General features: G+C 40.9%; 3 protein-coding genes. 2 read left to right on the forward strand and 1 reads right to left on the reverse strand.

Annotated elements, in window-relative coordinates:
* Positions 1-201, reverse strand: a 201-nt coding sequence (locus F6K40_RS26975; RefSeq protein ID WP_293140187.1) for a hypothetical protein, incomplete at its 3' end; no start/stop codon positions are given.
* 106 nt (positions 202-307) lie between these two features.
* Here F6K40_RS26975 and F6K40_RS26980 point away from each other — a divergent pair.
* Together F6K40_RS26980 and F6K40_RS26985 are read left to right on the forward strand one after the other, a co-directional pair.
* Complete coding sequence (locus F6K40_RS26980) at positions 308-11821, forward strand: CHAT domain-containing protein (protein ID WP_293140188.1); 11514 nt, start codon at positions 308-310, stop codon at positions 11819-11821.
* Positions 11822-12145: 324 nt separating this feature from the next.
* Positions 12146-22851: filamentous hemagglutinin N-terminal domain-containing protein (locus F6K40_RS26985; protein ID WP_293140189.1), on the forward strand; the 10706-nt coding region annotated here is incomplete at its 3' end.

Raw genomic sequence — 22851 nt, forward strand, 5'->3', positions numbered from 1 at the left:
CTCCCCCTCCTCCCCACCCTCCCCATCCTCCCCATCCTCCCCATCCTCCCCATCCTCCCCATCCTCCCCACCCTCCCCACCCTCCCCATCCTCCCCATCCTCCCCATCCTCCCCACCCTCCCCATCCTCTCCTCCTTTTTTTTGTAGTTTGACTTTTAAATTTTGAACTTCTCTGCTAAAATAAGCGCGAATTTTTTGCATAACTCCTGCCAGAATAGAAATATTAATAATTAAATGAGGATGTTCATCATCTAGTAGAGGTCTATATATGCTTTGAGAAAGTATTGAGCAACTCCAAAAGTTTTTTATGAAAGCTAATAAATTAGAATCTTGCAGTTTAACAGCTCTGAGTTTAATATTAGGTACATTAGCAGCAGCACCCCCGACAAACTCCCAACCTATAACTCCGGCAAACGATGGTACAGGAACAACTATAAATCAAAACGGCAACCAATTTAATATCGAAGGCGGTACCCGCAGTGGAGCTAATCTATTTCACAGTTTTGATAAGTTTAATGTCCCTACCAACCAAACTGCCAATTTTCTTACGACCCCAGACACCCGCAATATTCTGGGCAGAGTTACAGGAGGAAATGCCTCTTATGTTAACGGTTTGATCCAAGTTATCGGCGGTAATTCTAACCTCTTCTTAATGAATCCCGCAGGCATAATTTTTGGTCAAAATGCCACCCTCAACATACCTGCCTCTTTCAGCGTTACGACTGCTACAGGTATAGGTTTTGACAACAACAATTTCTGGTTTCAAGCAATGGGCACAAACGACTACTCAAATTTAGTTGGAAACCACAGTGGGTATAGGTTTAATGTATCTAACCCAGGCGCTATAGTTAACGAAGGAAACTTAACTTTAAACCCTGGAGAAAATTTAACTTTATTAGGTGGAATAGTCATTAATACGGGGGAACTGTCCACAGCAGGGGGCAACATTACTATCGCAGCAGTAGAAGGTGAGAGTATCCTGAGAATATCTCAACCAGGACATTTATTAAGTTTAGATGTAGGGACGTTGCATGGAACATCCCTAGAAAATGGAGACGATATTTCTGGTATAACCTCCATTACTTTACCAACACTTTTAACAGGTGGAGAAGAAACTCACGCCTCATCCGTCATAGTTAATGCCAATGGTGATGTGGTGTTGACAGATTCAAATACTTTAGTTGCCCATACTCCGGGAATTGCTATTACTTCTGGAAACATAGATGTATCAACAACTTCCACTTCCCACACCTCCCACACCTCCCACACTCCCCACACTCCCCACACCTCCCACACCTCCCACACCTCCCACACTCCCCACACCTCCTTCCAAGAGGGATACAATATTGGTGGCCAAGTTAACGTGTTAGGCGATCGCAATGTTTCTCACCCCCCTAACCCTCCTTACCAAGGGGGGGATATTTCTAGTCTCCCCCTTTCCAAGGGGGACGGAAGGGGGATTGGTGGCCAAGTTAACGTGTTAGGCGATCGCGTAGCTCTGATTGACACAAATATTAACGCTGATGGTGTAAATGGAGGTGGTCAAGTATTAATTGGAGGCTACTTTCAAGGTAACGGAATTGTTCCCAATTCTCAGCAAACTTTTATTAACAATAACTCAATTATTTCGGCCGATGCTATTAATAATGGAGATGGAGGGAGAGTAATAGTTTGGTCGGATGGAATTACTAATTTTGCGGGAAATATTAGTGCTCAAGGAGGGCAATTTTCTGGGAATGGAGGGTTTGTTGAAGTTTCGGGAAAACAACAATTAATATTTGATGGAACTGTTAATGTTAGTGCAGCTTTTGGTACTCCAGGAACAATCTTATTAGACCCAGAAAATGTGATAGTGGGAGAGGATAATTCAGAAACCGAAAGCAAAGCAGAAGGGGATAATTCTGAAGTTTCAGCTACAGAAAATTCGGAAAATTCAGATGCAGAAACAGAAGGGGATAATTCTGAAGTTTCAGCTACAGAAAATTCGGAAAATTCAGATGCAGAAACAGAAGGGGATAATTCCGAAGTTTCAACTACTGAAAATTCTGAAAATTTAGATTCAGAAACCGAAACAGAAGGGAATAATTCCGAAGTTTCAGCTACTGAAAATTTAGAGACAACAGAAATTGCTGATAATTCAGAAACGGAAACTGTAGAGAATAATTCCGAAGTTCCATCTACAGAAAATACAGATTCTCCTACAACAGAAATTGCTGATAATTCAGAAACTACTCCAACAGAAACTCCCATTGACCCTTTCGCTCAAAATGAGAATTCTGATGTGACAATTAGTGCGGAAAATTTAGGGGAATTATCAGGAGATGTGATTCTTCTAGCTGATAATGATATAACAATTAATGAAAAGATAGAAACTGACTCATCTGTAGAATTAAAAGCTGGTCGAAGTATTAATATAAATGCGGATATTGACACATCAGTTGGAAATGGAAATATTGATTTATTTGGTAATAATGATGAGATGAATTTGGCTAACCGTTCTAACGGGAAAGCTTCGATAAATCAACTGGATGGAACGACGTTAAATGCTGGAAGTGGCAGGATTAATATTGAGTTAGGAAATTTGGGAGAAGTAGGTGATATAAATCTGGGTTCTTTAACTACAACCGGAGAGGTTTTTGTTAATGCTAATGGGGGAAATATTGCCAGAGTTTCATCAAATTCTTTGATAAATGCAGGGAGTGTTTTATTTCAAACTTCTGGCACTGGAGGAATAGGTTTAACAGATGCACCTTTACAGTTGGATGTGGAAAATTTAGAGGCAGTTTCTGGCAGTGGTGGAGTATTTTTTGATGTGGGAAATGTAAATATTGGTGATGTGAGTGAGGATGTAAATGGTATTGCTACTGCTGGAGGAGATATTGATATTAAGAGTGATGGAAATGTGACTTTAACGGAAAGTATTTCTACTATTGAAACAGTGGAGAATAATTCTGAAGCAGAAATATCCTCCCCTTCGCAAGGGGGGTTAGGGGGGAGCGAAGTGGAGAATAATTCTGAAGCAGAAATATCCCCCCCTTCGGAAGGGGGATTAGGGGGGAGCGAAGCAGTTGAACCGACAGAAAATACAGAAGTTACTGATACAAATGGTGCGATAAATATTGAAGCTACGGGAGATATTGTTGCTACGGGTAGCGGAATAAAAGGTGGTGGAGAAAATGTTTCCTTGTCTGCGACGAATATTAGAATAAATGATGAATTTGATGAAACTTCTGGGGATGCGGATATTAAGTTAGAGGCGACAAATGATATTACGCTTGAGGATATAGAGGATAATGTGTTGGAATTTTTGCCTGGGGGTGGAGAGATAGAATTTCGTGCAGATGTGGATGGGGATGGAGTCGGTGTAGTGGAGATGTTGGATAATGAGGCAGATGTTGGTGGCGATCCCAATACATTTACCAATGGTGCGGATACTATTAAGACGAATGGGCGAAATTTGACTTTTGCAGGTGCTGAAATTATTTTGGGGAATATTGATACTTCTTGGTTGCCTGTTTATTCTGGTGGGGAGTTGTTGGCAGCGATCGATGTGGATGAGGGGGGAGCTATACCACCAGAACTGGAGGATAATAGTGGATTAATTCCAGTAGAATCTGTTGATATTTCTGATATTTCTAATGTTGAGAATGGTATTAACGGTGAAGCTATTTTTACTATTGATGGCGAACTTTACTATTATGCTTCTGTAGGGGGTCAAAGGTATTTTATACCAATTGCCAAAAGCATTGCTACCTTTACTTTTACGGTAGATGGTGACATAGAAAATGTAGAAAATCTAGATGTACGTTTTTCTGTAGGACATTCTGCAGTTCGAGAGCTAGAAGTCACTCTCGAATCACCCCAAGGCAACCAAGTCACCTTGTTTGCTAATGATAGTATTTATGAATCAAACTTTCAGGACACTTTGTTAGATGATGATGCTTCTCAAAGTATTAACTCTGGCAATAGTTCCTTTAATGGTATATATCGTCCCCAAGAAAGTTTGGCAAATTTTAATGGAGAAAACCCTAATGGAACTTGGATTTTGAGAGTTAACGATACACTTCCAGCTTATTTTAGAGATATTGCTGAAAGTTTGTATAATGATGGCACTTTGTACAGAGCAGGTGATGCTGCTCCTTGGGGAACTGCCATAGGTACACAATTGTTACTGCGGAATCCTATTTTCCGGAGTGGAGGAAGTGGAAGTGGAAGTGGAGGAGCAATTAACCTCGAAGCAACTCATGGTAGTATTAGTGCAGGAAAGATCCGCAGTTTCAGCGAAACAGGTGATGGAGGAATAGTTGACCTAAAAGCTCACAACAATATTATTACAGGGGTAATTAATTCTCGTTCTCGTGAAGGAATAGGGGGCGATATTAATCTGAGTGCTGTCTCTGGTAATATTCTGACATATTCATTAGAAACTAATAGTTTCTTAGGTGGGGGAGATATTATTATAAATGCAGGAGGTAAAATAGAGACTCAAGGAACTTTAGATACCACTTCTAGAGGAAATGGAGGAGATATTACTCTCACTGCTGAGGAAGATATCACTCTAGAATCAGTCAATTCCAATTCCTCTTACAGAGAAAATTCAGGGAATGGGGGAGATATTAATCTCACGACAGAGGGTGATATTAATACAGGAACTCTCAACTCTTCTTCTTTCTCAGGGGAAGGCAACTCAGGAGATGGAGGAGATATAAATCTGACTGCACAGGGTGAAATTAAGACAGCACAACTAAATTCCTCTTCCTCTTCCCATCACTGGAATGGAGACAATTCAGGGAATGGGGGTAATATCAATCTCACAGCGCAAGGTGATATTAATGCAGAGTCGCTTAACTCTTCTTCTCGATCTGGGAAAGGCAACTCAGGGAATGGCGGTGATATTACCATCACTACAGAGAGCAATATCAATACAGAATGGTTTAGGTCTTTTTCTAACTCTGATGAAGGCAACTCAGAGAATGGGGGAGATATTACCATCACTGCTGGAGGTGATATTAACACGCAATTCCTTGATTCCTCTTCTTCAGAATCGGGGAATGGGGGAGATATCAATCTCACTGCACAGGGTAATATTAATACAGGAACACTCAATTCCTCTGATACTGGAGGTAATAGAGGAGATATAAATCTGACGGCAGAAGGTGATATTAATACAGGAACACTCAACTCTTCTTCTTGGTATGAGGGCGAATCAGGAGGTGCAGGACATATAAATCTGACGGCAGAAGGTGATATTAATACAGAAACACTCAACTCTTCTTTTTTAGGGACAGACAATAACTTAGGGAATGGGGGAGATATTACCATCACTGCTGGAGGCGAGCTTAATACAGGAGGAATTGATTCCTCTAGCTGGGCAGAAAACTTAGGGAATGGGGGAGATATTACCATCACTGCTGGAGGCGAGCTTAATACAGGATGGATTAGTTCTCCTTCTTATACATCGGGAGGTAATCCAGGAGATGGGGGAGATATCACCATCAGCAGTGATGGTAGCATTAATATACCAGGAATTAATTCCTTTTCTACTAATCCTTCTGCTGCGAATTCAGGAGATGGGGGAGTTATTTCTCTTACAGCAAGGGAAAGCATTACGACTAGCTCTATCAATTCCACTTCTTATTCGTCCGAAGGCAAATCAGGGAATGGAGGGGCGATTTTTCTGGATGCAGATACAATCAGATTTTCAACATTATCCCCAGACTCACAACCAGCAATCAGTACATTTTCAATAGGAGAAAATGAATCGGGAAATGGTGGCAACGTTAATATTGTCACCAACAACCTCATAAATACAGAAATACTTACGCGATCTTCCCATGCTAATTCAGGGGATGTTACCATAGAAAGTCAATCAGGGGAAAATCTTCGACTCAAGAACTTATCCATAATTACTGATAAACAGGTATCTATAGAATTAGAATCACCCTTTCAGGAAGAGACTATTGAGATAAATGTGAATGTGGGAGAAGAAGGACAATCAGGAGACGTATCTATAATAAGTTCAGGCAACGTTAACCTCAACAATGTCAACATCGACAGCAATACCAAAGGAAAAGCACCCGCTGGAAACGTCAACATTAGCAGTTTTGGTAGAATCATATTCAACAACAGTAACATCGTCAGCACTACCAGTGGCGAAGGAAACGCTGGAAATATTATCCTCGAAACTCCACAAAGAATTCGACTCACCAACAATAGTCAACTCATCGCTAATACAGAAGGTGAAGGAAATGCCGGGAAAATTAACATCCAAGCAGACACTCTCAACCTAGAGCAAAATACCAATCTCACTACAGAAACCTCTGCAGGAGGTTCACCAGGAGCAATAACCATCCGTGCCAACACCGTAAACATAGGCCAAGATGCCCAAATCAGTGCCACAGTCACCAAAGATTCTACCAACACAGAAGGAGGAGGAGATATCAGCATCAACACCAACCAACTTAACATTACAGGTAAACTCGGAATATTTGCTGAAACTGAAGCTACTGCCAACGCAGGCACCCTCACCCTTGAACCATACAAAACCAACCCCAACCTAGACATTACCTTCAGCAACGACGGTTTTATCTCCGCCTCCACCTCCTCCACAGGTAACGGAGGCAATATCAACATATCTGCTCCAGAAAGTATCAACATCAGAGGAGACGGCAACATCTCAGTCCAAACCACAAACATTGGCAACGCCGGCATAATTAACATAGATACTCGTAATCTCACTCTCTCTGACAAAGTAGCCATAAGTGCCTCCACAGAAGACAAAGGCAACGCTGGAGTTATCAACATCAACACCCGTAACCTCACCCTAGAAACAGGAACAAGTTTAACTACTGAAACCAACAACCAAGGGCAAGCAGGAAACATAGAAATCAACACCAGACGACTAACCATAGGAGAAAATGCTCAAATAAGTGCCACCGCAAGAGAAGGAGCTACCAACACAAAAGCGGGAGGCAACATAACCATCAACGCCACAGACTTACTAATATCAGGGCGACTCGGAATATTCGCCGAAACAGCAGGAGAAAGTCCCGCTGGCACCTTGAGTCTCAACCCATACAGAAACAACCCCAACCTTAACATTACCTTTACTCAACAAGGTTTCATATCCGCGCGCACCACATCCATAGGAGACGGTGGCAACATCAATATATTCTCCCCAAAAAACATCAATATTACAGGAGACGGCAAAATCTCAGTTGAAACCCAAGGTGCAGGCAACGCAGGCACTATCAACATTGAAACACAAAACCTCACCCTTGCTGAAGGAGTCGCTATTTCCGCCGAAACCAATAGCTTAGGTACAGCGGGAAACATCGAAATCACCAGCAAACAACTCACACTCGGCGAAAACACATCCATCAGCGCCACTGCCCAACAAAACGCCACCACAACAGAAGCAGGAGGCAACATCACCATCAACACCAACGATTTGCAAATCTCAGGCATCCTCGGAATATTCGCCGAAACCACAGGAGACTCCCCCGCAGGTAGTATCAATATTAAGCCTTATCAAACAGACCAAAACCTCAACATTACTTTCACCGAAAACGGTTTCATATCCGCTCGTACCTTCTCAACAGGAGACGGTGGCAACATCAATATATTCGCTCCAGAGAATATCAACATTTCCGGCGAAGGTAGAATAACAGTTGAAACCCAAGGTGCAGGCAACGCAGGTATCATCAACATCGAAACCAAAAACCTGACAATAGCTGAAAACACAACAATATCAGCAGCCACATCAAATAGCGGAGACGGAGGCAGCATCAATATTAACCCTAATCAAACATTCCAATTAGAAGGTCAAATAATTACAGAAACAACAGGTACAGGAAATGGAGGCATCATCACCATTAACACAGGAGAAATGAACGCTCCCAACAGCACTATTTCAGCTCAAAGTACCAATGCTGGAAATGCTGGAGAAATTAACATCTCAGCCGAAAACAACATCACCACAGGCATCATCACCTCCGAAGCCAACAACACAACCGAAACCGCCGATGGCGGTAACATTAGTATTATCAGCGAACAAGGAGAAATTAATGCCACTCAACCAATTCAATCATTTTCTGAAGGAGGAAACGCTGGAGATGTTACCCTGAATGCACAAAACGACATTACCACCAATACTATTAGTTCCCACGGACAACAAGAGGGTGGTCAAATAACCATTACATCAGAAACAGGAAATATTGATGCCAGCACCAGAAATGATAGTTTCCTAGCCAACTATTCAGGAGGAGGCAACGGAGGCAACGTTACCATAGAAGCACCTCAAGGAAATATTACCACAAATGACATCTACTCCTTCGCCGATGGAGATGGAGGTCAAATAAGTATCAAAGCAGGAAACAACATAAACATTACAGAAAACAGCAATATAATTTCTGCCTCCGAACCGCCAGAAAAAGATGGAGAGCGGGGAAGCGCAGGAGTAGGGAGAGGGGGAGATCTTATTCTCGAAGCAGGTAACAACATCAACACCACAAATGCCAAAATATATTCCGGTGCAGATATTGGTGACACAGGAAAAATTGACATTATTGGGGATGGCGCCATAGAAACAGGTAAAATAGACCTAGCATCAGGGTTTCAAAGATCGGAACAAATATCAGTTAACAACAACTTCACCCTTATTCCCTTACCCCAAGGAAAAGCCACCCAAGGAGTCGCTGGAGACATCACCCTCCGCAGCAACAACAGCACCATAGACACGACCGCTGGCACCATAAACTCCCGTTCCCCAGACGGCACAGGAAATATTACCCTCAACGCCAGAGAAAATATTGCTACAGGCAAACTAGAAGCAAGCGCCCTCAACGAGGGCAAACCAACTAGGGGGGGAGATGTCAACATTATCAGTCAACAGGGAGAAATTAACGCCACCCAAGAAATAGAAACCTTCTCAGCACAAGGCACTGCTGGAAACGTCAATATTATGGCAGAAGGTTCAGTTCAGCTAGAAAACATACTCTCTCAGGGAACACAACGGGGAGGAAATATTACCATAGACAGTCGGAGTGAAAACAGCATCAATGCAGAAGGAACATTAAACACATTTTCTGATGCCGGAATAGCAGGAGATGTGACTCTCACATCCCCAGGAAATATAACTATTAGCGGTATTCGTTCACAAGGAATGGAACAGGGAGGTGAAATTATAGTAAATAGTGAAATAGGTAATATTGATTCCACCAATGGAAATATAGATTCTTTCTCAGAGCAAGGAATAGGAGGAGATGTCACACTGACTGCTCCTGAAAGCGTGAATTTAGCAAATGTGTCATCTTATGGCATGACAGAAAGTGGAGACTTAATCATTCAAAGTCGCACAGCACAAGTAAATACAGGCAACGTAACCACCCAAGCACCAGCAGGAAACAGTGGCAGTATTGTCATCAACGGAACAGAAGTCGGCACAGGAGATTTAAGTTCCATCGGTACAACCAGTGCTGGAGAAATAAATGTGGAAGCAACAGATGGTTCTATTACAACTTATGATATTGAAATCAGCTCTGATGGCACAATAGGAGATTTAATACTCAGGGCAACAGAGGATGTTACCACAGAAGATATTAATCAAAATGCAGGAGAGGAAGATGCTAATACCAACATTGACTCAGGAGAAGACTTAAACACAGGAGATATTAATCAAAATGCTGAGAATGATGCTAATCTTAATCAAACTGCGGGAGATGACATCAATACCGGAAATATTAATCAAAATGCCCGCAATAATACTAACAATATTCAAACTGCGGGAGATGACATCAATACCGGAAATATTGATCAAAATGCAGGCAATAATACTAACAATATTCAAACTGCTGGAGATGACATCAACACCGGAAATATTGATCAAAATGCAGGCAATAATACTAACAATATTCAAACTGCTGGAGATGACATCAACACCGGAAATATTAATCAAAATGCCGGGAATGATACTAACAATATTCAAACGGCAGGAGGAGATATTAATACACCAATCATTAATCAAAATGCCGGGAATGATACTAACAATATTCAAACGGCAGGAGGAGATATTAATACACCAGTTATTAATCAAAATGCCGGGAATGATACTAACCTCAATCAAAATGCAGGAGGAGATATTAATACACCAGTAATCAATCAAAATCCAGGGAATAATAATAATCTCAATCCAACCACCGAAGTCACTATTAATACACCAGTTATCAATCAAAATACCGGAAATGAATCTATCAATCTTCATAACGAAGGAATCAATCAAAATACAGATAATACTTCAGTAATTTCTAATAATAATTCAATTATTCAGCCAATCATAAATCAAAATAATCCCCAGAATAATCAGACAAATACCCTCAATAATCCCACAAATAATACCACTATAAATCCTGTAGAAAACAACATTTTATCAACAACCATAACCTCCGATATAATTTCAACAACCACCCCCAGTAACAACAATCAAACAATCAATACTGCCACTGCCAAAGAACAAACAGACGAGTCTATCAACAATACAACCGACACCCAACAAATATTAAAAACAATTGATACTGTTAATACCAATCCTCTCACAGTTGCCACAGGTTCAGACCAAATAGTAACCATGTTAGAAGAAAACCGTATCAAAGAATATTCAGATTATTTTGAAGAAGACTTTAACGAAAAATTAGTCAATACACAAAACGTCCGGGATATTTTGACAGACATGGCTAACCAAACCGGGAAAGAATCAGCCGTTGTTTATATTAATGCTTATGCAGACCAAATACAAATCATATTATTTACCAAAGATGGTCAGCCAATTCTCAAAACAATTCCCACAGTAAATCGTGACAAACTTTTGAAAAATGCGATGATTTTTAGTGCAGAAATAATTGACTTTAGAAATCGTAATACTACCAGTTATTTGCCATTGGCTCAAAAATTATATAACTGGTTAATTGCACCAATTTCAGATGAACTAGAAGCAGCTAATATTGATACGATTTTATTTAGTATGGATCGTGGTTTTCGTTTGTTACCTGTGGCAGCTTTACATGATGGAGAACAATTTTTAATTGAGAAATATAGTATGAGTTTAATTCCGAGTGTGAGTTTAATGGATAGTCGTTATAATTCTGTCAAAAATACCAAATTATTAGGAATGGGAGCTAGTGAATTTATCGATGAAACTCCTTTGCCTTCTGTACCGATAGAATTGCAAACTATTTCTGAAAAATTGTGGCAAGGAAATATTTTCTTAAATGAAGAATTTACCAAAAATAATTTGATGAATCAACTAGAAAATCGTTTATATCCGATTGTTCATTTGGCGACTCATGCAGAATTTAAAGCCGGAAAAGCCAATGATTCTTATATTCATTTATGGAATGATAAATTACGTTTAGATGAAGTCAGAAAATTGAGATGGAATAGTGAAAAAGCTGAATTATTAGTATTATCTGCTTGTCGTACTGCGGTGGGAGACAGTAACGCTGAATTAGGTTTTGCCGGGTTAGCGATCGCTACGGGAGTTAAGTCTGCTTTGGGTAGTTTTTGGTTAGTGAGTGATGAGGGTACTTTGGGGTTGATGACAGAGTTTTACTCTCATTTGAGTAATGTTAAGATTAAAGCGGAGGCATTACGAGAAGCACAGTTAGCAATGTTGAGGGGAGAAGTTGCGATCGCAGATGGTATCTTAAGGAGTTCGGGTAGTCGTGGAGAGGTGTCTTTGCCGCCGGAATTGGAGAATATTCAGAATAAGGATTTTGCTCATCCCTATTATTGGGCGGGGTTTACTATGGTTGGTAGTCCTTGGTAATTAAGAATCTCAAAACATTTACAGATCAAGGCAAGTGCCTTTCCCCCCTACTACTCCTGATATCAAATCCGCTGGATTGGACATAAAAAAAATCTCCAATCGTCATAATTATTAAATCTTTGTAATTATGGCCTCTTCTGACTCCTGACTTCCCCTCCTGGGAGGGGTTAGGGGTGGGTTGACTCCTCCCGACTTAACCAATCTATAACTATTTAACCGAATTTGATATGAGATGGTTTCTTGGGTACAACATCGCACAACTCCAAAATTACTGAAATATAATGGTGAGAAGATTTCACTAAATTAAATGTACTTCCATAAACCATGAAACCCCGATTATTTGGCCATCCTTTCTCCCTATTAATGTCCCTACTAGCAATAGCAGCAGCAACTCCCGCTAAATCTCAACCCATAACTCCAGCAAACGACGGTACAGGTACAACTGTCACTCCACAGGGCAATGAATTTAATATCGAAGGTGGCACCCGCAGCGGAGCTAACCTCTTTCACAGCTTTGAGCAATTCAATGTCAACTCTGGCCAAACTGCCAACTTTCTGACTACTCCCGACACTAGCAACATTCTGGGCAGAGTTACAGGTGGTAATGCCTCAATTATTAACGGTCTCATCCAAGTCATCGGCGGTAATTCCAACCTCTTCTTAATGAACCCTACCGGAATTATTTTTGGTCCTAATGCTAGCCTTAATGTCCCTGCCTCATTCAGTGTTACTACTGCGACAGGAATTGGTTTTGACAACAACAATTTCTGGTTTCAAGCAATGGGAACCAACGACTACTCAAATTTAGTCGGAAACCCCAGTGGTTATAGATTTAATGTATCTAACCCAGGTGCTATAGTTAACGAAGGAAATTTAAGTTTAAATCCTGGAGAAAATCTAACTTTGTTGGGCGGGACTGTTGTTAATACGGGGGAACTGTCCACAGCAGGGGGCAACATTACGATCGCAGCAGTAGAAGGTGAGAGTATCCTGAGAATATCTCAACCAGGAAATTTATTAAGTTTAGAAGTAGAGGCATTCCAGGGAACATCCCTAGAAAATGGGGAAAATACTGATATAACTCCCCTATCTTTACCACAATTATTAACAGGTGGAGAAGAAACTCACGCCTCATCTGTCATAGTTAATGCTAATGGTGATGTGGTGTTGACAGATTCAAATACTTTAGTTGCCGATACTCCCGGAACTGCTATTACTTCTGCAAACATAGATGTATCAACAACTTCCACTTCCCACACCTCCGACACTCCCCACACCTCCCACACCTCCCACACCTTCCACACCTCCCACAGTCCCCACACTCCCCACACCTCCTTCCAAGAGGGATACAATATTGGTGGCCAAGTTAATATATTAGGCGATCGCGTAGCTCTGATCGACACGAATATTAACGCCGATGGTTTGAATGGTGGAGGAACTGTATTAATAGGAGGCGACTTTCAAGGTAACGGAATTGTTCCCAATTCTCAGCAGACTTTTGTAAATAATAATTCATTTATTTCTGCGGATGCTATTAATAATGGAGATGGAGGAAGGGTAATAATTTGGTCGGATGGAATTACTAATTTTGCGGGAAATATTAGTGCAAAGGGAGGAGATTTTTCTGGAGATGGAGGGTTTGTTGAAGTTTCAGGAAAACAAGAGTTAATATTTGATGGCTCTGTGGATGTTAGTGCAGCTTTTGGCAATCCAGGAACAATTTTATTAGACCCAGAAAATATCACAGTCGGAGAGGATAATTCAGAAACCGAAAGCGAAACAGAAGGGGATAATTCCGAAGTCTCAGCTACTGAAAATTCAGAAAATTCAGAAACTGAAACTGTAGAGGATAATTCCGAAGTCTCAGCTACTGAAAATTCAGAAAATTCAGAAACTGAAACTGTAGAGGATAATTCCGAAGTCTCAGTTACAGAAAATTCAGAAAATTCAGAAAATTCAGAAACTGAAACAGAAGGGGATAATTCCGAAGTTTCAGCTACAGAAAATTCTGAAAATTCAGATTCAGAAACTGTAGAGAATAATTCCGAAGTTTCAGCTACAGAAAATTCTGAAAATTTAGACACAACAGAAAATACTAATAATTCAGAAACCGAAACTTTAGATAATAATTCAGAAGTTCCATCTACAGAAAATGAAAATACAGATTCTCCTACAACAGAAATTGCTGATAATTCAGAAACTACAAAAACAGAAACTCCTATTGACCCTTTCGCTCAAGATGAGAATTCTGATGTGACAATTTCGGCGGAAAATTTAGGGGAATTATCAGGAGATGTGATTCTTCTAGCTGATAATGATATAACAATTAATGAAAAGATAGAAACTGACTCATCTGTAGAATTAAAGGCTGGTCGAAGTATTAATATAAATGCGGATATTGACACATCAGTTGGCAATGGAAATATTGATTTACTTGGTAATAATGATGAGATGAATATTGCTAACCGGAGTAACGGGAAAGCTTCCATAAATCAATTGGATGGAACGACATTAAATTCTGGAAGTGGGACGATTAATATTGAGTTAGGAAATTTAGGAGAAGTAGGAGATATAAATCTAGCTTCTTTAACTACAACTGGAGAGGTTTTTGTTAATGCTAATGGGGGAAATATTGCCAGAGTTTCTGATAGTTCAACTATTAATGCGGGGAGTGTTTTATTTCAAACTTCTGGCACTGGAGGAATAGGTTTAATTGACGCACCTTTGCAGTTGAATGTGGAAAATTTAGAGGCAGTTTCTGGCAGTGGTGGGGTATTTTTTGATGTAGGAAATGTGAATATTGGTGATGTGAGTGAGGATGTGGATGGTATTGCCACTGCTGGAGGAGATATTGAAATTCAAAGTACAGGAAATGTGACTTTAACAGAAGCTATTTCTACTATTGAAACAGTGGAGAATAATTCTGAAGCAGAAATATCCCGCCCTTCGCAAGGGGGGTCAGGGGGGATTGAATCAACAGAAGTTACTGATACAAATGCTGCGATAAATATTGAAGCTACGGGAGATATTGTTGCTACGGGTAGCAGAATAAAAGGTGGTGGAGAAAATGTTTCCTTGTCTGCCACTAATATTAGGATCAATGATGAATTTGAGGAAACTTCTGGGGATGCGGATATTAAGTTAGAGGCGACAAATGATATTACTGTTGAGGATATAGAAGATGATGTGTTGGAATTTCTGCCTGGGGAAGGAGAGATAGAATTTCTTGCCGATGTCGATGGAGATGGAATTGGTATTGTAGAGATGTTAGATAATGAGGCAGATGTTGGGAACGATCCCAATACGTTTACCAATGGTGCAGATACTATTAAGACGAATGGGCGGAATTTGACTATTGCAGGTGCTGAAATTATTTTGGGGAATATTGATACTTCTTGGTTGCCTATTTATTCTGGTGGGGAGTTACTGGCAGCGATCGATGTAGATGAGGGGGGATCGATACCACCGAAAGTAGAGGATAAGAGTGAATTTATTCCATTTGATTTTACTACTCTTGATTTCTCTGCTCTTGAACGTGACAGCGATTGGAATTTTATTATTGACGGCAAACCTTATTATATTGCTTTTATTGAAGGCCAAAATTATTTTGTACCTATTAGGCAAATTCTCAATGACACTGCAACTTTTACTTTCACTGTAGATAATGACTTAGGAAATGTAGAGAATTTAGATGTACGTTTTTCCGTAGAACATTCTACAGTTTCTAACCTAGAAGTCAATCTCGAATCACCTGAAGGAAAGGAAGTAAACTTGTTTTCTCGTGTTGGTGGCAATGAAGGAAGAAACTTTCAAGATACTGTTTTAGACGATGATGCTTCTAGAGGGATAAATTTTGGTAATGCTCCATTGAATCGTACATATAGTCCTCAAGGTAGTTTGGCAGATTTCAATGGAGAGAACTCCACAGGAACTTGGACTTTAAAGGTGAGATCTTTTTTTCTTGAAGGAGATAGCGGTACTTTGTACAAAGCTGGTGAGACAACTCCCTGGGGAACTGCTCTAGGTACTCAACTATTATTGCGTAATCCTCTAGTTCAAAGTGGTGGAGGAAGAGGAAGCGGAAATAGTGGAGCAGTTAATCTGGATGCAACTCATGGCGATCTGAGTGTAGGAAATATCCGCAGTTTTAGCGAAACTGGTAATGGTGGTAGAGTGGATCTGAAGGCTAACAATAATATTATTACAGGGTTAATTAATTCTGCTTCTCGTCAAGGAAATGGTGGTGCTATTAACCTGAATGCTATCTCCGGTAATATTCTTACTTATTCATTAGATGCTTCATCTGTTGATGGGGATGGAGGAAATATTGAGATCGAGGCAGCAGGAGATATTACCACAGCAGATATTGCTACTGAATCTGGTGAATTTTTTGTTGATGAGTATAGTAGAGAAGAAACTAATAGTGGTAGGGGTAATGCTGGTAATATCAGTATAGAAAGTACAGCAGGCGCAATTATTACCGAAGGTTCCCTTAAAGCTCGTTCTGTTTCAGGGAATGGAGCTAATGTAGAGATAAAAGCACTACAGGATATTAGCACGGCAGGAATTACCACTGAGTCTGAGGAAAATGCAGGAGATATTAGTATAGAGAGTAAAGAGGGAGCTATAAATATTCAGGCAGAATTAGATGCTTCATCTGTTGTAAGAGATTACTTATCCTCTGGTGGAGATGGAGGTAATATAGAGATAAAGGCAGCACAGGATATTAGCACGGCAGGAATTACTACTGAATCCGATCTAAATTCAGGGAATATAACTATAAAGAGTAAAGAAGGAACAATTGATACTACGGAAGGATTTGGATTTACAATTGCTTCATCCCTTGGTGAGAACGGGGGTAATGTAGAGATAAAAGCAGCAGGAGATATTAGTACAGGATACGTTAGTACGGGATCTTATAATAAAGATGCAGGAAATATAACTATCAAAAGTACAGAAGGAGCGATCGCTGCCGATCCTGCCAGTGGTACTATAGATGCAGGTGGCACAAATAACGGAGGTAATGTAGAGATTAAAGCAGCAGATGATATTACTACGACATTCATTAATACTTATTCTCAGAATGGAAATGCCGGAAATATAACTATAGAAAGTACAGAAGGAGCGATCGATATGAGTATTGGATCTATACTTGCCTCATCCTTTAATGGTAATGGTAATGGAGGTAATGTAGAGATTAAAGCAGCAGGGGATGTTACTACGACATCCATTTTTACGGATTCTGGTGCATTTACTATTTCTCAGCCGGTTCCTGGAAGCTTGGAATTTCTGACTGGAACCAATGGAGGGAGTGGTAATGCTGGTAATATAACTATAAACAGCACAGCGGGTTCAATTGATACAACGGTAGGTCCACTTGGTCTCACAGAAGGTTCCCTTAAAGCTCGTTCGGTTTTAGGAAATGGGGGAAATATCACTCTGACTGCTGAAGGTGACATCATAACACAACAAGTCGAGTCCTTTTCTTCTTCAATGTCTGAAAGGAACTTAGGAAATGGGGGAGATATAACCATGACTGCTGGAGGTGATATTATTAACACAGTATGGCTTGATTCAAGTTTTGCAGATACAAGCAGTTCAGGAAATAATTTAGACAGGGATAACTCTGGAAATGCTGGAAATATTACTCTGAGTGCAGGAGGTGATATTATTGCAGGATGGCTTGTTTTGTATTCTTGGGTTAAGGAAGGTAACTCAGGAGATGGAGGAGATATAAATCTAAACGCGGAGGGTAACATCAATACATATTCTATAGATGCATATTCTTTTACCCAGGAAGGTAACTCAGGAGATGGAGGAAGTATTACCCTAAATGCCAGAGGTGATATTAATTTGAATACAAACGAACCTGAGTTCTCTTTTCCTACTGGGTTTTTGGCAGCAACTGGTGTTCCATTAAGTCTTGCTAATGAGATAAGTAATATTTTCGAGCAAGAAGTTCCCACACTTGATAGAAAAAAACTAGCAATCAGAACATTCTCAACAGGAACAAATGACTCTGGTAATGGAGGAGACGTTAACATTATTACTAACAACCTCAGCAATACAGAAATATTCACTCTATCTTCCGACTCCCAATCTGGGCAGGTAACAATTGAAAGTCAACCACAAGGTAACCTTTTACTGAACGACTTATCTATTATTACCAGTCAACAATTAAGTATACCAAATAGGGTTAATACACAAGAAACTGAACAAAACCCTTTTGTTGGGCCATTAAAAGTAGATGCAGGCACGCAAGGCCAATCAGGAGACGTATTCATCATCAGCAATGGCAACCTCAATCTCAACAACGTCACCATCGAAAGCGATACCAAAGGAGAGCAAGCAGCCGGAAACGTCAACATCACCAGCCTCGGTAACATCACCCTCGATAGCACCAACATCCTCAGCATCACCAGCGCCGATGGCAATGCTGGCAACATCACCCTAGAAACAGATCAAAACATTCTATTCACCAACAGTAGCAGACTCCAAGCTAGCACAGAAGCCATCGGCAACGCCGGCAGCATCAACATCCAAGCCAGCAGCCTCAATCTAGACCAAAACACCAGTCTAATTACAGAAACCACAAGCGCAGGTAACCCCGGCTCCATAACCATCCAAGCCCAAACCATAGACATTGGGGAAGATGCTCAAATCAGTGCCACGGTAGTAATAGGCTCAACTAGCACCGGAGACGGAGGCAAAATTACCATCAACACCAATGAACTCAACATCACAGGCCAACTCGGAATATTCGCCGAAACTGAAGCTAGCGCCAACGCAGGAACTCTCACTATTTCACCCTACGAAAACAACCAAAACCTAGACATCAACTTCAGCAACGATGGTTTCATCTCCGCCTCCACTTCCTCCACAGGTAACGGGGGCAATATATTCATCACTGCCCCAGAAAATATTGACATTTCCGGCGAAGGCTCGATCGCCGTAGAAACATCAGGCACAGGCAACGCCGGAATTATCGATATCGAAACAGACAACTTGACAATATCTAACGGAGTAGCCATAAGTGCCTCCACAGAAGACAAAGGCAACGCGGGCCAAATCAACGTTAATACCAAAAACTTCACCCTGGAAAAAGGCACAAGTCTCACCACAGAAACGAACGATGCAGGAAAAGCAGGAGACATAGAAATAAATACCAGACAAGTAACCATAGGAGAAGATGCCCAAATAAGTGCTACCGCCCGAGAAGGAGCCACCAACACAGAAGCAGGCGGAAACATTACCATCAATGCCAACGATCTATTAATCTCAGGCAGACTCGGAATATTTGCCGAAACCGCAGGAGAAAGTCCTGCTGGCATCCTCAGACTCCAACCATACAAAAGTGACTCCAACCTCAACATCACCTTTACCGAACAAGGTTTCATATCTGCCCGCACCACAGCAACAGGAGACGGAGGCAATATCAATATATTCGCTCCAGAAAACATCAACATTTCGGGCGTTGGAAAAATCTCAGTCGAAACAACAGGTAGTGGAGGCGCAGGCAGCATCAACATTCAAACAGAAAACCTCACCCTATCAGAGCAAGTAGCAATAAGTGCCGAAACTAACAGCTCAGGTGCTGCCGGAAATATACTCATCAACTCCCAAACAGTCACCATAGGAGAAGGCACAGAAATAACTGCCACAGCTAAAAAAGAAGCAACCAGCACCGAAGACGGAGGCAACATCACTATTAATACCAACGACTTATTAATCTCAGGAAAATTGGGAATATTTGCCGAAACGGAAGGAAAAGCAAATGCAGGCACACTTATTCTCAACCCCTATAGGGAAGTAGGAACGTTGCATACAACGTCCGTACGGGAGCAGGTAGGGACGTTGCATGCAACGTCCGTACGGGAATTTGAACCTAATCTCAATATTACTTTTACAGAAAACGGCTTCATTTCTGCCCGCACCTTATCTTCTGGAGACGGAGGCGATATCAATATATTCGCACCAGAAAACATAAATATTTCCGGCGAAGGTAGAATAACAGTTGAAACCACAGGAGCAGGCAACGCAGGGATCATTAACATTGAAGCAGAAAACCTGACAATAACCGAAAACACAACAATATCAGCAGCCACATCCGACAGCGGAGACGGAGGCAGCATTGACATTAGCACTAACCAAACATTCCAACTAGAAGGTCAAATTTTAACAGAAACAACAGGTACAGGTAACGGAGGAGCGATCGCTATCAACACAGGAGAATTCATAGCCCCAAATAGCACCATCTCAGCCAAAAGCACCGATGCTGGAAACGCAGGCACAATAGATATCACCGCCCAAGAAAATATTACCACAGGAATTATTTCCTCCCAAGCTAACAATCAAAACGAAACCGCCGATGGAGGCAACATTGCCATTGCTAGCGAACGAGGAGAAATTAATGCCACTCAACCAATTCAATCATTTTCGGAAACAGCTAATGCTGGAGATGTCACCCTCACTGCACAAAACGACATAACAACCGATACCATAAGTTCCCACGGACAAAAACAAGGCGGTGAAATTACTATTAAATCAGAAACTGGAAATATAGACACCAGCAACAGCGAATTCATAGCCAACTATTCAGGAGGAGGGGATGCAGGTAACGTTACCCTCACAGCACCCGAAGGAAATATCAGCACAAACAATATCTATTCTTTCGCCGATGGAGATGGAGGTGAAATAAGTCTGAAAGCAGGAGGCGACATTAACATCAAAGAAAACAGTAATATTATTTCCGCCTCCGAACCTCCAAATAATAGCAGCAGTGACAGACAAGGAAAAGGGGGAGATATTATTCTGGAAGCAGGTAACAATATCAACACCACAACTGCCGAAATATATTCCGGTGCAGATATTGGCGACACAGGGAAAATTGATATGATTGCGGATGGCGCTATAGAAACAGGAGAAATCAACCTAGCATCAGGTTTTGTCAGAGACAGAGTAACAGTTAACGAAAATTTCACTCTCATTCCGATACCAGGAGAAGAAGCAACCCAAGGAGTCGCCGGAAATATTACTCTCCGTAGCAACAACAGCACAATAGACACCACCGCAGGAACAATAAATTCTCGTTCCCCAGACGGCACCGGAAATATTACCCTCAACGCTAGAGACAACATTACCACAGGGGAATTAGAAGCAAGCGCCCTCAACGAGTCAAAACCCACCACAGGGGGAGACGTTGAAATCATCAGTCAACAGGGAGAAATTAATGCCACCCAAGCTATACAAACATTCTCAAGACAAGGTACAGCAGGAAATGTAGATATGACAGCAGAAAGTCATATTCATATAGACACTATTTTGTCTCAGGGGATGGAGCAGGGTGGTAATATTACCATCAACAGTCGCAGTGAAAATAGTATAGATGCAGCAGGAGAATTAAATACATTTTCCGACGCGGGAATAGCAGGAGATGTCACCCTCACATCCCCAGGTAGTATTAATATTAGTGGCATTCGCTCAGAAGGAATGGAGCAGGGAGGTAATATTACAGTCAATAGTGAAATAGGTGAGATTAATTCAACTGGCGATATTGACTCATTTTCACAGCAAGGAATAGGAGGAAACGTTGCAGTTAACGCCCCAGAAAGTGTAACTCTAGCAAATGTCTCATCCTTTGGAATGGCAGAAAGTGGTAATTTGATAATTGAAAGTAGTCAAGCACAAGTAAATACAGGAGACGTTACCACACAAGCACCAGCAGGAAGTAGTGGTAGCATATTCATCAACGGAACAGAAGTAGGTACAGGAGACTTACGTTCTATCGGTACAAGCAGCGCAGGTGAAATTAATGTGGAAGCAACAGATGGTTCCATCGCAACTTATGATATAACAATGAGTTCAGATGGTACGATCGGAACTTTAACACTCAGAAGTTCGGACGATACAACAACAGGAGATATTAGTCAAGATGCTGGAGAGGGAGATGCAAATATTGATATAGAGTCAGGAGGAGATCAGGATATAGGAAATATAGATCAAACAGCAGAAGCAGGTGATACTAACAATATTCAAACGGCAGAAGGCGATCAAAATATTGGGAATGTGACTCAAATTGCTGGAGGTGATACTAACAATATTCAAACGGCAGAAGGCAATCAAAATATTGGGAATGTGACTCAAACTGCTGGAGGTGATACTAACAATATTCAAACGGCAGAAGGCAATCAAAATATTGGGAATGTGACTCAAACTGCTGGAGGTGATACTAACAATATTCAAACGGCAGAAGGCAATCAAAATATTGGGAATGTGACTCAAACTGCCGGAGGTGATACTAACAATTTTCAAATTGCAGGTGGCAATCAAAATATTGGGAATGTGACTCAAACTGCCGGGGGTGATACTAACAATTTTCAAACAGCAGGTGGCAATCAAAATATCGGGAATGTGACTCAAACTGCCGGGGGTGATACTAACAATTTTCAAACAGCAGGTGGCAATCAAAATATTGGGAATGTGACTCAAACTGCCGGAGGCGATACTAACAATATTCAAATTCCTGGTAACGAGCAAAATCTAGGACAAATCGATCCAACTTTTAGCAATGAATCTATCAACATCCAACTTCCAGAAATTAATCAAAATCCAGATAATACCTCAGTAATTTCTAATAACAATAACACCAATATTAATCTTGATATTAATCAAACAAATCCCCAGAATAACAATAGCAATATTCTTAATAATTTCCCAAATAATACAACTACAAATTCTGTAGAAAACAACACTTCATTAATCTCCAATACCGCCATTATCACCTCAACTATCACCCCCAGTAACAACAATCAAACAAGCAATACTGCCACTGCCAAAGAACAAACAGACGAGTCTATCAACAATACAACCGACACCCAACAAATATTAAAAGCGATTGATACTATTAATACCAATCCTCTCACAGTTGCCACAGGTTCAGACCAAATAGTAACCATGTTAGAAGAAAACCGTATCAAAGAATATTCAGATTATTTTGAAGAAGACTTTAACGAAAAATTAGTCAATACACA

This window comes from Okeania sp. SIO3I5, from assembly GCF_010672085.1.
Lineage (GTDB): Bacteria > Cyanobacteriota > Cyanobacteriia > Cyanobacteriales > Microcoleaceae > Trichodesmium.

What these genes read in the sequence shown, in the direction of transcription:
- F6K40_RS26980 (WP_293140188.1), top strand. Translation starts at nt 308, where the DNA reads ATGAAAGCTAATAAATTAGAATCTTGCAGTTTAACAGCTCTGAGTTTA.